At 64.1% G+C, this 13466-nt stretch carries 13 protein-coding genes; 9 read left to right on the forward strand and 4 right to left on the reverse strand.

From position 1 onward, the window contains the following. Positions 1 to 49 precede the first annotated feature (49 nt). The 4 genes from ACYQ2U_RS13990 to ACYQ2U_RS14005 form a co-directional block, all read right to left on the reverse strand. The gene (locus tag ACYQ2U_RS13990; protein WP_459951002.1) at positions 50 to 1354 is read right to left on the reverse strand and encodes a bacteriohemerythrin; all 1305 of its coding nucleotides are present in this window, start codon (positions 1352 to 1354) and stop codon (positions 50 to 52) included. Positions 1355 to 1430: 76 nt separating this feature from the next. Continuing rightward, a complete protein-coding gene (fliE, locus tag ACYQ2U_RS13995) occupies positions 1431 to 1757 on the reverse strand; it encodes a flagellar hook-basal body complex protein FliE (protein ID WP_459951003.1) in 327 nt (108 codons plus the stop codon). 73 nt (positions 1758 to 1830) lie between these two features. After that, entirely contained in the window at positions 1831 to 3243 is a 1413-nt protein-coding gene (locus ACYQ2U_RS14000) for a sigma-54-dependent transcriptional regulator (protein WP_459951004.1), read from the reverse strand. Positions 3244 to 3306: 63 nt separating this feature from the next. After that, on the reverse strand, positions 3307 to 4458 hold the full coding sequence (locus ACYQ2U_RS14005; protein WP_459951005.1) for a sensor histidine kinase: 1152 nt from the start codon (positions 4456 to 4458) through the stop codon (positions 3307 to 3309). Between the two features lie 175 nt (positions 4459 to 4633). Between ACYQ2U_RS14005 and fliF the strand changes: the two genes are divergently transcribed. The 9 genes from fliF (at position 4634) to fliN (ending at position 13375) form a co-directional block, all read left to right on the forward strand. Then, positions 4634 to 6289: a flagellar basal-body MS-ring/collar protein FliF gene (fliF, locus tag ACYQ2U_RS14010; RefSeq protein WP_459951006.1), complete on the forward strand. Its 1656-nt coding sequence runs from the start codon at positions 4634 to 4636 to the stop codon at positions 6287 to 6289. Then, positions 6273 to 7274 carry a flagellar motor switch protein FliG gene (gene fliG, locus ACYQ2U_RS14015; RefSeq protein ID WP_459951007.1) on the forward strand — a complete coding sequence of 334 codons (1002 nt, stop codon included), beginning with the start codon at positions 6273 to 6275 and terminating at the stop codon, positions 7272 to 7274. Before fliF ends, fliG begins: the two co-directional genes overlap by 17 nt. Positions 7275 to 7280: 6 nt before the next feature. Next, positions 7281 to 8240 carry a flagellar assembly protein FliH gene (locus tag ACYQ2U_RS14020; protein WP_459951008.1) on the forward strand — a complete coding sequence of 320 codons (960 nt, stop codon included), beginning with the start codon at positions 7281 to 7283 and terminating at the stop codon, positions 8238 to 8240. Beyond that, positions 8237 to 9634, forward strand: a complete 1398-nt coding sequence (gene fliI / locus ACYQ2U_RS14025; protein ID WP_459951009.1) for a flagellar protein export ATPase FliI — start codon at positions 8237 to 8239, stop codon at positions 9632 to 9634. The genes ACYQ2U_RS14020 and fliI overlap by 4 nt, the downstream gene beginning before the upstream one ends. Positions 9635 to 9672: 38 nt before the next feature. Next, entirely contained in the window at positions 9673 to 10119 is a 447-nt protein-coding gene (gene fliJ / locus ACYQ2U_RS14030) for a flagellar export protein FliJ (protein ID WP_459951010.1), read from the forward strand. A 75-nt stretch (positions 10120 to 10194) separates the two neighbouring features. After that, entirely contained in the window at positions 10195 to 11376 is a 1182-nt protein-coding gene (locus tag ACYQ2U_RS14035) for a flagellar hook-length control protein FliK (RefSeq protein ID WP_459951011.1), read from the forward strand. A gap of 40 nt (positions 11377 to 11416) precedes the next feature. After that, on the forward strand, positions 11417 to 11947 hold the full coding sequence (locus ACYQ2U_RS14040; RefSeq protein ID WP_459951012.1) for a flagellar basal body-associated FliL family protein: 531 nt from the start codon (positions 11417 to 11419) through the stop codon (positions 11945 to 11947). Between the two features lie 21 nt (positions 11948 to 11968). Further along, entirely contained in the window at positions 11969 to 12946 is a 978-nt protein-coding gene (gene fliM / locus ACYQ2U_RS14045) for a flagellar motor switch protein FliM (RefSeq protein WP_459951013.1), read from the forward strand. 12 nt (positions 12947 to 12958) lie between these two features. After that, on the forward strand, positions 12959 to 13375 hold the full coding sequence (fliN, locus tag ACYQ2U_RS14050) for a flagellar motor switch protein FliN (protein WP_459951014.1): 417 nt from the start codon (positions 12959 to 12961) through the stop codon (positions 13373 to 13375). Positions 13376 to 13466: the final 91 nt, after the last annotated feature.

The following is a 13466-nucleotide window of genomic DNA, read 5'->3' on the forward strand; positions in this document are numbered from 1 at the left end:
CACAAGGGCCGCGCTGCGGCCCTTGTGCTTTGGTGTTTGTCGTTCCCGCCTAGGAAAGGCCGGCCCGCAGCAGGAAGTGGCCCAGGTGTAGATCGCTCTTGGTGGTATGGTTGATCTGCCAATCCACCAGCAGCAACTGGATGCGGAACAGCAGGTAAAGACGATTGAACTCGGCGGAGCCGACTTCCAAACGGAAGTCCTCCAGGCAGCGCAGGAAAATCTGGTGCTGGCGGATGTGGTCGTCGCGGAATGGGTAGTCGTAACGCACCATGAGGTTTTCTTCCGTGGCGAAATGGTCGCGGATGAATTCCGTCAAGGATTTGAGGGATTCGACCACCTGCTCATTGCCACGCCCCACCTGGCTCGACAAGTCGGCAATACGCGACAGCAGTTCCTTGTGCTGGGCGTCGATCTCGCCGATGGATACCGAGAACTCGTCGCGCCAGTCGATGACCCGCACCGACTCGCCGGCGTGCTCCAGCATGCCGCTCCGCTCCGCCTCGGTACAACGGTCCAGGTAACTACGCACCACCCGGTCGTCGGGGGCGACCTTGAGACAGTCCTCCAGCCGGGGGCGGGCGAGTTCGGGATGACCCATGTGGAAATAGGCCAGGGCCTCCTCGAACAACTTCTGGGTCTGTTTCTTGGCGATCCACAGCGGTTCCGGGTCGGCGTCGAACACCTCGTACACCGACTGGGCCTGGTAGCGGCCCTTGACCTGCAGGCGGTCAAGGAAACGGATCGAGTAACGGCTGCGATCGGCCAGGGAGTGGAAGGTATGCTCGCTAATGATCAGGGGAATGCCGTAGTTCTTGGTCAGGCCCTCCAGGCGGGAAGCCAGATTGACCGAGTCGCCGATGACCGTGCTGTCCATACGGTTATGGCCGCCGACGGTCCCCATCATCACCAGCCCGGTATTGACGCCGATGCCGATCCGCACCGGGACGTAACCGGCCCGGGCCCGGCCCATGTTGTAGTCCGCCAGTTGCCGCAGCATCTCGATCCCGGCCCGCACCGCATCGTCGGCACTGCCGGGAAACAGGGCCATGATGCCGTCGCCGATGAACTTGTCCACGATGCCGGCATTGCGCGCCACCACCGGTTCCATGGTGGACAGATAGGAATTGATGAAGCGGAAGTTCTCGGCGGGAAGGATGGATTCGGACAGGGTGGTGAAGTCGCGGATGTCGGAAAAAAGCAGGGTCAGCTCTTTTTCCACGTGGTCACCCAAGGCCACGTCCACGATGCTGGGCTTGCCCAGCAATTCCAGAAACTGATGGGGTACGAAGCGGTCGTAGGCCGCTTCGGTATCGGTTTTCGGGAAGGGTGGCAGGGGCCGGACATCCGCGCTCATAAGGAGCGAGTATAAACAGAAAGCCCCGGCGGGCCGGGGCTTGGCGGAGACGACAACCGTCAGGATGCGATGAAAATCACACCTGCATGTTCATTATGTCGTTGTAGGCCGTCACCAGCTTGTTTCGCACCTGCACCATTTGCTGGAAGGACAGGTTGGCCTTTTGCAGGTTCACCATCACGTCTTGCAGGTTGACGTTACTCTGGCCGGTGGCGAAATCCTCGGCCATGGTCTTGGCGCTTTGCTGCGCCTGGTTCACCTGTTCCAGGGTGGATTGCAGCACCTTGGAAAAATCGACCCCGCCCGCCTCGGTCGCCTGACCGGCAGACTTCCCCTGGGCCAAGGCGCTGGTGGCCTTGAGCTCGGCAAGCATGGCTTCGATGTTGCGGGTGTCAATGGACATGGACGTTGATCCGGGCGGCAAAAATTGTCTGATGGAATTCTATGAGCAAAGCTTGTGCCTGGGAAGCGGGTTTTTAGCTGCGCTCGTCGTCATTGCCGACAAAACCCTCTTCCCGGTACTGGGCCAGCTTGTAGCGTAAGGTTCGTTCCGAGATGCCCAGCAGCTCCACCGCTTTCTTGCGGGAGCCGCCAACCTTGGCCAGGGTATCCAAAATATGCTGCCGCTCGAGGTCCTTCATATTGACGGAAGCCTCTGTTGGCGCGGAATTCGGCTCGATGGGCGGTAGGCCGGCATAACTCGGCGCCGCGGAGAACACCGGGGCGGGAGCGGTCGCGGGTGCCGCGGCCGCCGTCCCCGGCGCCACGGGCGACAAGAGTAAATGGCCGGGCTCGACGGTATCCCCCGGTGCCAGGATCAGCGCCCGCTGCATGGTGTTTTCCAGTTCCCGCACATTGCCGGGCCAAGGATAAGCGGCAATTATTGCCGCCGCCTCAGTGCTCAAGCGCACGCGACGGCCTTCCCGTGCCCCCTGACGGGCCAGGAAATGCCTGGCCAAGGGCACCAAATCCCCCGGCCGCTCCCGCAGGGCGGGGATTTGCAAGGGGAAGACGTTGATCCGGTAGAACAAATCCTCGCGGAAATGGCCCTGTTTCACCTCGTCCGCCATGTTGCGGTTGGACGTCGCCAAGACCCGGATATCCACCGGGATCGGCTTGCGGCCGCCCACCCGCTCCACTTCCCGCTCCTGCAAGACGCGCAGCAGCTTGGCCTGGAGCGCCAAGGGCATTTCGGAAATTTCATCCAGCAGCAGGGTGCCGCCGTCGGCTTGTTCGAACTTGCCGGCCTGGGCGCTCTGGGCGCCGGTAAACGCGCCCTTTTCGTGGCCGAACAGGGTGGCTTCCAGCAGGTTGTCAGGAATCGCGGCGCAGTTGATGGCGACGAAGGGGCCGTTGGAACGGGCCGATTGCTCGTGGATGTAGCGGGCGAAAACCTCCTTGCCGACGCCGGACTCGCCGGTGAGCAGCACCGTGGCCTCGCTCTTGGCCACCCGGGCCGCCAGCAGCAGCACCTGGCGGGTGGCGGGATCCTCCGCCACCAGCCCCTCGGAGGCCGGCGGCGTGGCATAACGTTCGATCTGGGCCAGCAAGTCCTTGGGTTCGAAGGGCTTGAGCATGAAGTCGCAAGCGCCGCCGCGCATGGCGGCCACGGCCTTGTCCACGTCGCCGAAGGCGGTCATCAGCAGCACCGGCAGGCCGGGCTTGCGGCTGCGGATTTCCGTCAGCAGTTGCAGGCCGTCCATGGGGTCCATGCGCAGGTCGGAAACCACCATGTTGAATTCCCGCCCGTTGCCGATCAATTCCAGGGCGCGGGGACCGTGCTCGGCCGCCTCCACCTTGTGGCCGGCCGCCTCCAGGGTAATGCAGAGGGCATCCCGCAGGGATTCATCGTCCTCCACCACCAGAATGTGCAAAGTCTTTTTATCCATGGCCTTATTGAAACATGGCGCCCCGTACAGCGGGACGGAAATAACCGGCAGGAAATCCCCTCATCACGCTGGGGACTCGGTGGCGCTCTGGGGCTGCCGCGCCACGCTGAAAATGAACTCGGTGCCGACGCCGGGTTCGGAATTCACCTCGATATTGCCGCCATGGGCCCGCGCCACGCCCCGGGCGATGGCGAGTCCCAGGCCCGTGCCCTCGGCCCGGGTGGTGAAAAAGGGCTCGAACAGACGGGCCACCACGGCGGCCTCCATGCCCTTGCCGTTGTCGCGGATGTGGAAGGCGATGCGGTCAGCCGTCAGACGGGTTTCCAGGCGTACCTGGCCGGCGGGGCCGACAGCATGGAGGGCGTTTTCCAGCAGGTTTTGCAGGGCGCCGGCCACTTCCTTGCGGTTGCAGGTCAGGGCCGCGTCGCCGGCCCCATCAGCCACGGTGAAATCGATTTGCCGCGCCCGCGCCAGGGGCTCGATGGTATGGACCACCTCCTGCACCACGTCCGCCACGGTCATGGCGTCCCGTCCCAAGGCCTCGCCCCGGGCAAACAGCAGCATGTCCTGAATCAGGTGCTCCAGGGCCTTGAGCCGGGCCACGGTTTTCTGGGCGATGGCGCTGCGAGTCGCCGCCGGCAGGTCGGGGTTTTCCAGATTGCCGGCGTAGAGCAGGGCCGCCGTCAAGGGGGTGCGCAACTGGTGGGCCACCTGGGCGGCCATCTCGCCCATGGCCGCCAGCCGTTCATGGCGCTCGGCCTGGGTCTTGAGACGGTGGGCCTCGGTGATGTCGTGCACCAGGACAATGCGGCCACCGGCGGAGTCCAGGGCGCTGTCGGTCAAGGCCAGGCGACTTTCGTGGCTGGCACCGGCGGTGAACTCCCCGGGCAGGTCGGCCGGCATCAGGCGGGAATTTTCCACGTCCGCCCACAGCATGCCGGTCAGCCCCTCCCCCAGCAAGCGGTCGGCGGCGGAGTTTACCTGTACGATGCGCCCCCCACCATCGAGCACCACCACACCGGCCGGCAGGGCGTCCTGGAGCAGGGTGATGCGTTCGGTCAGGGCTGCCACCTGCCCCTGCAACTGGGTATAGGCCTGGGACAGTTCGTCGGACACCTGGTTGAAGAGGCGAAAAGCCTCCGCCAGGCGCACGGCTTCCTCGGTATTGACGGGGTTGCCGGCGGTCTGGCCGGCGTCGATGGGCAGGGAACTCATGGCTGACGATGATGGCAGATTCACCCCAACGCAACAACTTGAACAGGGAGGTGAAATGGCGGCAAATTTTGCCGCTGTTTACGGGAACCGCCCTTGCTTGCGGGCCTGACAATCCCCACGGCTAGAAACCGTTTTAATTCACTGCCCTGGAACGAATTTTTCGCACTGGAACTTAATGCCTGACGCCGCTCAAGCCACCGTCGCCCCAGCCGCCAATCCCCTTGCCCAGGCGGTGGAGGCCTTCAAGCAGCTGCCCATGCGGGTCAAGCTGGCGGGCGGTGCCGCCTTGGCGGTGGCCATCGCGGTCATCCTCGGCACCTGGCTGTGGGCCAAGCAACCCGAGTATTCGGTGCTGTTTTCCAACCTGTCGGACAAGGACGGTGGCGAAATCGTCGCCACCCTCCAGCAGCAGAATATTCCCTATCGCTACTCCGACACCGGCAGCGCCATCCTGGTGCCGGCAGCCCAGGTCCACGACGTCCGCCTGAAGCTGGCTTCCCAGGGTCTGCCCAAGGGCGGCCTGGTGGGTTTCGAGGTGATGGAAAACCAGAAGCTGGGCGCCAGCCAGTTCCTCGAACAGATCAACTACCAGCGGGCCCTGGAAGGCGAACTGGCCCGCACCATCTCCACCATCGGCTCGGTGCGGGGCGCTCGGGTGCACCTGGCGATCCCCAAGCAAACCTCCTTCCTGCGCGACGAGCAAAAACCCACCGCCTCGGTGCTGCTCAACCTGCAACCCGGCCGCAAGCTGGAAGGCATCCAGATCGCGGGCATCGTGCACCTGGTGTCCTCCAGCGTGCCCGAACTGAATCCCCTCAACGTCAACCTGATCGATCAGGATGGCAACCTGATCTCCCAGAAGAACGACCCCAGCCACGCTTCGGGCCTGGACGAGGACCAACTCAAGTACATCCGCAGTCTGGAACAGGACTACGTGAAGCGGGTCGAGTCCATCCTCGCCCCCATCGTCGGCCTGAGCAACATCAAGGCCCAGGTCACCGCCGACGTGGACTTCTCCCAGATCGACCAAGTAGCGGAAACCTACCGGCCCAACCCCACCCCGGACACGGCCATCCGCAGCCAACAACTGAACGAAACCGGCACCACCAACCCGACCGCCGCCGGCGTGCCAGGCGCCCTCACCAACCAGCCGCCGGCACCGGCCACGGCCCCCATCACCACGCCGGCCGCGCCCAACTCCCCGGGCGCCACGACCACCACCACCGGAACGGGTAGCCAGACACCGCTCAACTACACCAAGAACTCCACCACCAACTACGAGGTGGACAAGACCATCCGCCACACCAAAGGCGTCCCCGGCGTGATCCGCCGCCTGTCGGTGGCCATCGTGGTCAACCAGAAACAGGAAGAGGCCAAGGGCGGCAAGACCAAGACCGTGCCGCTGACGCCGGACCAGATGAAGCAACTGGAAACCCTGGCCCAGCAAGCGGTTGGCTTCAACCAGGAACGGGGCGACAGCCTGAACATCGTCAATTCCCTGTTCGTGCCCGAGGAAAAGAATGCCCTGCCGGAAACCCCGTTCTGGAAGGATCCGGAAATGGTCACCCTGGGCAAGGAACTGTTGCGCTACCTGGTGCTGGCCCTGGTCATCTTCCTGATCTGGAAGAAGGTGCTACAACCCATCTATGAGAAGCTGATGCCCAAGCCCGTGGCCGAGGAAGAAGCGACCGAGGAAGAAGGCGAAGTGGTGGTGCACGATGGCGAACCCACCTTCGAAGACAAGGTCGCCGAAGCCAAGGCCCTGGCCAAGCAGGATCCGAAGATGGTGGCCAACCTGATCAAGGAGTGGATGAGTGTCGAACCCCGATGAGGGCATTGAGAAAAGTGCCATCCTGCTCCTGACCATCGGCCAGGACGAGGCGGCGGAAGTGCTCAAGAACCTGGGCCCCAAGGAGGTCCAGAAGCTGGGTCACGCCATGGCCGCCCTGAAACAGGTGCCCCGTGACCGGGTGGAAGCCGTCATCAACGAGTTCCACGAACACACCGCCAAGGGCGCCCCCGTCTCGGTGGACGAAGAAGCCATCAAGGCCATGCTGACCAAGGCCCTGGGCGACGACAAGGCCGCCAACCTGATTTCCCGCATCATGCAGGGCGGCGACACCGCCGGCATCGAAAGCCTGAAGTGGGTGGACGCCGCCACGGTGGCGGACCTGATCAAGAACGAGCATCCCCAGATCATCGCCACCATCCTGGTGCACCTGGAATTCGACCAGGCCGGCGAAGTGCTCAAGCACTTCAGCGAACGCCTGCGCAACGACGTGCTGCTGCGCATCGCCACCCTGGATGGGGTTCAGCCCATCGCCCTGCGGGAATTGAACGAAGCCCTGACCCGCCTCATGGCCGGCGCCTCTTCCAGCGTCAAGAAGGCCGCCATGGGCGGCGTGCGCCACGCGGCGGAAATCCTCAACTTCGTCGGCCAACAGGCGGAAACCGGCATTCTCGACAACGTGCGGGAATACGACCCGGACCTGGCGCAGAAGATCCTGGACGAGATGTTCGTCTTCGAAAACCTGATGGACGTGGACGACCGGGGCATCCAGTTGCTGCTGCGGGAAATCCAGTCCGACTCCCTCATCCTCGCCCTCAAGGGCGCGCCGCCGGAACTACGGGAGAAGATCTTCAAGAACATGTCCCAACGGGCGGCCGAAATGCTGCGGGAAGATCTGGAGTCCAAGGGGCCCGTGCGGCTTTCCGAAGTGGAAGCCGAGCAGAAGGAAATCCTCAAGGTGGCCCGCCGCCTGGCCGAGGAAGGCCAGATCCAGCTGGGCGCCAGCGGCGACGACCAACTGATCTAACCGGCCATGGAAAAAATCCAACAGACGGCCTGGGAACGCTGGGAACTGGCCAGTCTGGACGACGGCGCCCCCCCCAAACGGCCGCCCCTCCATGCCCGGCGCGAAGTCAGGGTCGAGGAGCCGCCTCCCCCGCCGCCCCCGGAAATCCATATCCCCACCGCCGAGGAAATCGAGCAGATCCACCAGCAGGCCTACGACGACGGCTACAAGGAAGGCTATGAAGCCGGCCGCCAGGCCGGTCATAGCGACGGCTACGACGTCGGGCACCGGGAAGGCAAGACCCCCGGCGAGGAGGCCGCCCAGCACCTGCTGACCGTGGCGTCCCGATTGGACACCTCCCTCGCCGCCCTGGACCAGGAAATCGCCGAGGAACTGGCGGCCCTGTCCCTGGAGATCGCCCGCAAGGTACTGTGCCAGACCCTGGCACTAAAACCCGAGACCGTGGTGGGCGTGGTGCGGGAAGCCCTGACCCGACTGCCCCACCAGCACGCCAATATTTACCTCCACCCCGAAGATGCGGCCCTGGTGCGCAACTATGCCGGCGATCAATTGACCCATGCCGGCCACCGCATCCACGAGGATGCCCGTTTGCAGCGCAACGACGTGGCCATCGAGGCCGGCGGCGCCCATGTGGATGCCACCCTGGCCACCCGCTGGCGCCGCGTGGTGGAAACCCTGGGCCAGGATGTGCCCTGGGACGGTACCCCCAGCCAGCCGGCAGCGCCAACGCCCGTTCTGCCGGAGGCCAGCACCGAGGCCCCGCCCCCGCCCGCGCCTGAGCCAGCACCACAAGACACCGCCGAGGCCGAGGCTATCGATATTGCCGATGCCAACATTACGGGCGTGGACGGCGTGGTCGTGCCCTCCACCCAGGAGGTGCTGACCAGCATCAGCCACCATGCCGCGCCGCCCGCGCCTGAAGAAGCAGCACCGCCTCCGGGCGAAGACGAAGACCCCGTGCCATGAACCCGGCCGCCCTCCAGGCCTATCTGGCCGAATGCCGCGACCACGTGGACCACGCCGTGCCGATCCAGGTGGCGGGCCGGCTGACCCGTATCAATGGCCTGGTGATGGAAGCCTCGGGCCTGAAACTGCCCCTGGGGTCCGGCTGCCAGTTGCTGTCCCCCATCGCCGGCAAGGTGGAAGCAGAAGTAGTGGGCTTCAACGGCGAGCGGCTGTACATGATGCCTACCGAGGACGTTTTCGGTCTTTCCCCCGGTACCCTGGTGGTACCCCAGGAGCCGACCTTGCAGCCGCCCCGGGTCGGCCATATAACGCCGCCCCAGCGCCGCGACCAGGACCGGGCCAAGCACCTGCCCGTGGGCGACAAGCTGCTGGGCCGGGTGGTGGACGGCAACGGCCGCCCCCTGGACGAACTGGGCCCCCTCGGCACCACCGAGTCCCGCTCCCTGGCCAGTCGGCCCATGAATCCCCTGCAACGGGAACCGATCCGCGACACCATGGACGTGGGCATCCGCGCCATCAATGCCATGCTCACCGTGGGCCGCGGCCAGCGTCTCGGCCTGTTCGCCGGCTCCGGCGTGGGTAAATCGGTGCTGCTGGGCATGATGGCCCGCTACACCGAAGCCGAGGTCATCGTCGTCGGCCTGATCGGCGAACGGGGCCGCGAAGTGAAGGAATTCATCGAGCACAACCTGGGCCCCGAGGGTCTGGCCCGTTCCGTCGTCGTCGCCGCCCCGGCCGACGTCAGCCCGCTGATGCGGCTCCAGGGCGCGGCCTACGCCACCTCCATCGCCGAACACTTCCGTGACGAAGGCAAACAGGTGTTGCTGATCATGGACTCCCTCACCCGCTACGCCATGGCCCAGCGGGAAATCGCCCTGGCCGTGGGCGAACCGCCGGTGACCCGGGGCTACCCGCCCTCGGTCTTCGCCAAGCTGCCGGCCCTGGTGGAACGGGCCGGCAATGGGCCGGAGGGCGGCGGCTCGATCACCGCCTTCTACACCGTGCTGTCCGAAGGCGACGACCAGCAGGACCCCATCGCCGACTCGGCCCGGGCCATTCTCGACGGTCACTTCGTGCTCAACCGCAGCCTGGCCGACGCCGGCCACTACCCGGCCATCGACATCGAACAGTCCATCTCCCGGGTCATGACCAACATCATCAGCCCCGAACACCTGGAACTGGTGCGCAACTTCAAGCAGCTCTACTCCCGCTACCAGCGGGCCCGTGACCTGCTGGCCGTGGGCGCCTACGCACCAGGCTCAGACCCCATGCTGGACCTGGCGATCCAGCTCTATCCACGCATGGAAGCCTTCCTCCAGCAACGCATCACCGAACGGGCCGACTTCACCCACGCCCTGGCCGGCCTGGGCGAACTGTTCAACAAGCACCAATAGGGCTTCCCCCGCCCGCGTCGCCGGACTAGACTGCGCCCATGAGCAAGAAATTCCCCCTGCAAACCCTGCTGGACCTGTCCCAGACCCGCCTGGACGACGCCACCCGCCTGCTGGGTGAGTTGATGGCCAGCGAAAAGGAAGCGGCCCAGCGCCTTGAGCTGCTGATCCAATACCGGGCCGAATATCACGGCCGTTTCCTGGAAAATGCCCGCAATGGGGTCAGCCAGGACCAATGGCGCAATTTCCAGGGTTTCCTCGACCGCCTCGACGTTGCCATCGGCCAGGCCCAGAACGCCGTCAACCATTCCAAACAGCGTACCGCCCAAGGCCAGCAGCAATGGCTGGAAAAACGGGGCGAAGTGAAGGCCTACGACACCCTGTCCGACCGGTTCGCCCAACGCCAGGCCTATGCCGAGCAGCGCCGGGAACAAAAGGCCCTCGACGAACACACCGCCCGCCAGTTCCAGCAAAACCGCCAGAACTGATCCTCTTTTCCACCGCAAGCAATGGCACAGGGCTTGCTGAAGGGTTAACGATACCTTTCAGCAAGGATGCCTGACATGCCGGAAATTGCCGCCACTCCCAGCCCAGTAATCGCCAGCAGCAACACGGCCAATGCCGCCCCGGCCAACGCCGATACCAGCGCCCTGGCCGGCACATCGGACAGCGCCAATGCGCCGGCCGATCCCTTTGCCTCCATGCTCCAGCGTCTGATCAAGGGCAAGTCTGGCCAGTCCCAGTCCGACCAGGACGGGCTCGATAGCGCGAAGCTGGCCTTGCTGCTGGAGAATGGCGCCCAGACTCAGGATCCGGCCCTCGCGGAGACCACCGGCCAGGACGCCATGGTCAGCCTGATGGCCAGCCTGCAAGCCCAGACCCTGGGCCTGCAAGGACAAAAGGATCCGACCCTGGCCGCCAGCCAAGGCAGCGACAGCCAAGGCGACAAGAAAAAGGACGATACCCAGGCGGACAGCGGTAGCGGCGATCCCCTCGCCGCCCTGACCAATCTGCTGGCCTCCGCCAACGTACCGGTCCAGACCGACGTCAATGCCAAAAACGGCAATGGCGGCGGGGGCAACGCTGGCGAAAACGGCAACAGCGCCCTGAATCTTGCCGCCAAACCGGCAATTCTTGCCCAGGACGCCAGCACCGACAGCACCGCCGTTACCCGCAAGGGGGACGAAGAGTCCGACTTCCAGACCTTGCTGGAAAGCGCCCGCAACCTTCAGACCGCCGCCCAGGAACGTCCGGCGGCGGCGCACAACGTCCCAACTGCCGTCGTCCGCACCGAGGCGAAGGTGGAAACCCCGGTCGGCCACCCGCAATGGGGTCAGGAAGTGGGGGACAAGGTGGCCTGGATGGTGGGCAAGCAGGAAAGCCGTGCCGAACTGGTGCTCAATCCGCCCCAAATGGGTCGGATTGAGGTGTCCATTTCCATGAACGGTGACCAGGCCAGCGCCTCCTTCAACAGCAACAACCCCGCCGTCCGCGAGGCCCTGGAAAGCGCCCTGCCCCGTCTGCGGGAAGTCCTGGCGGACGCCGGCGTCCGTCTCGATCAAGCACAAGTGGGCAGCGACACCCGGGGAGATTCGCCGCAACAGCAAGAAAGACGCGATAATTCAGGGCGCAACGACACAAACTTCGTTGCAAGCGGCGAAATTGTCCCCGGCCTCGCGTCCACCGCTCCCCGAACATCCACGTGGGTCTCGCAGGGCAACGGCATGGTGGACACATTCGCCTGATCAATGACGTTCATTACTCAGGCTGCGGAGGTTAACGGGCATGGCTGAAGCCAAGACAGAAGGGGCACCGAAGAAGAAGAGCAAGCTGCTCCTCTTCCTCATCATCGGTATCGTAATCGTGGCACTCGGCGCCGTTGGCGCAGTGGTGTTGCTGAAAAAGCCCCCGGTGGACGACGAAGACAGCGACACCCCGCGCAAGGTGGAAAAGAAAAAGGCCGAACCGGGCCTGCCCCCGGCCTATCTGAAGCTGGACACCTTCACCAGCAACCTGGCGTCGGAAAACCCTGGCGACCCGCAAACCCAGTACATCCAGATCGTGGTGGAACTCAAGGTGGAAAACGCCCACGAGTCCGACACCCTCAAGCCCTACACGCCGGAAATCCGCAACGCCATCCTGCGCCTGCTGTCCAGCCGCAAGGCTTCCCAGTTGATCTCGGTGGAAGGCAAGGATGCCTTGGCGCACGATATCCAGCAGTCGGTGAACTCCATCGTGAACCCGCCCCGCAAAGGCGCGCCGGTCCCCGAGGAACCGGTGCAGGCGGTGCTGTTCAGCAGTTTCATCATCCAATAACCCAGCGCACTTTTCATCCACATGAGTCAGGACTTTCTCTCCCAGGAAGAAGTTGACGCCCTCCTCAAGGGCGTCACTGGGGAGGAGGACGCGCCTGCGGCCGAGGAAAGCGGCGAGGGCGTCAAATCCTACGAACTGGGCCGCCAGGAGCGGATCGTTCGTGGGCGCATGCCCACCCTGGAACTCATCAACGAGCGTTTCGCCCGTTACCTGCGGATCGGCCTGTTCAACTACATGCACCGCAGCACGGAAATTTCCGTTGGTCCGATCCGGGTGCAGAAGTACAGCGAATTCGTTCGCAACCTGGTGGTGCCCACCAACCTCAACCTGATCCAGGTCAAGCCCCTGCGCGGCACTGGGCTGATGGTGTTCGATCCGAGCCTGGTCTTTCTGGTGGTGGACAATCTCTTTGGCGGCGACGGACGCTTCCACACCCGGGTGGAAGGGCGGGACTTCACGCCCACCGAGCAGCGCATCATCCAGGGCATTCTGGACGTGGTGTTCACCGAGTACGAAAGGGCCTGGAAACCGGTGTTCGAAATCAAGTTCGAGTACGTGCGCTCGGAAATGAACACCCAGTTCGCCAACATCGCCACCCCCTCGGAAATCGTGGTGGCGATCACGTTCACGATCGAGCTGTCCGGCAACTCGGCGGAAATGCACCTGTGCCTGCCCTATTCCATGGTGGAGCCGATCCGGGACATCCTCTACAGCACGATGCACAGCGAGCAGGCGGCCTCGGACAAGCGCTGGACCACCCTGCTCACCCAGCAGTTGCAACAAGCCGACGTGGAGCTGGTGGCCACCCTGGGCGGCGCCGAAATCACCCTGCGCGATATTGTGAACATGCGGGTGGGGGATATCATTCCCCTGGTGTTGGAGGACAAGATCAAGGCCTCCGTGGACAGCATTCCCGTCATGGACTGCACCTACGGCGTGCGCAACGGCGTGTATGCCATCCGTATCGACCAATTTACCGCTGCGGCGGAAGCTGAATAACTGGAGTCACGAATGAGCGAACCCGGCCAGGAAGAAACCGATCAAATCTCCGAGGACGACTGGGCTGCCGCGATGGGCGAACAGGCGGAGGCGGAGGCCACGGCACCCGCCGCCACACCGGCAGTTTTCGAGGACCTTGGTGGCGGTTCCGAAAAGAACCCCTACCCCCAGGATTTCGACATGATTCTCGACATCCCGGTCCACCTCACGGTGGAACTGGGGCGGACCCGCATCGCCATCCGCAGCCTGCTGCAATTGGCCCACGGCTCCGTGGTCGAGCTGGACGGCCTGGCCGGGGAACCGCTGAATGTCCTGGTGAACGGCACCCTCATCGCCCAGGGCGAAGTCGTGGTGGTGAACGATAAATTCGGCATCCGCCTGACCGATATCATCACGCCCTCGGAGCGGATGAAAAAGCTGAACCACTAAGCGCTCCCCCCTGGAAGCGGGATTTTTCGCCCCTGCTCCCGAGATTGTCCCTACCGCCTTGAATCTATGCTTTGCCCGGTCTTTTCCGGCA

This window comes from Denitratisoma sp. agr-D3 (genome assembly GCF_054658675.1).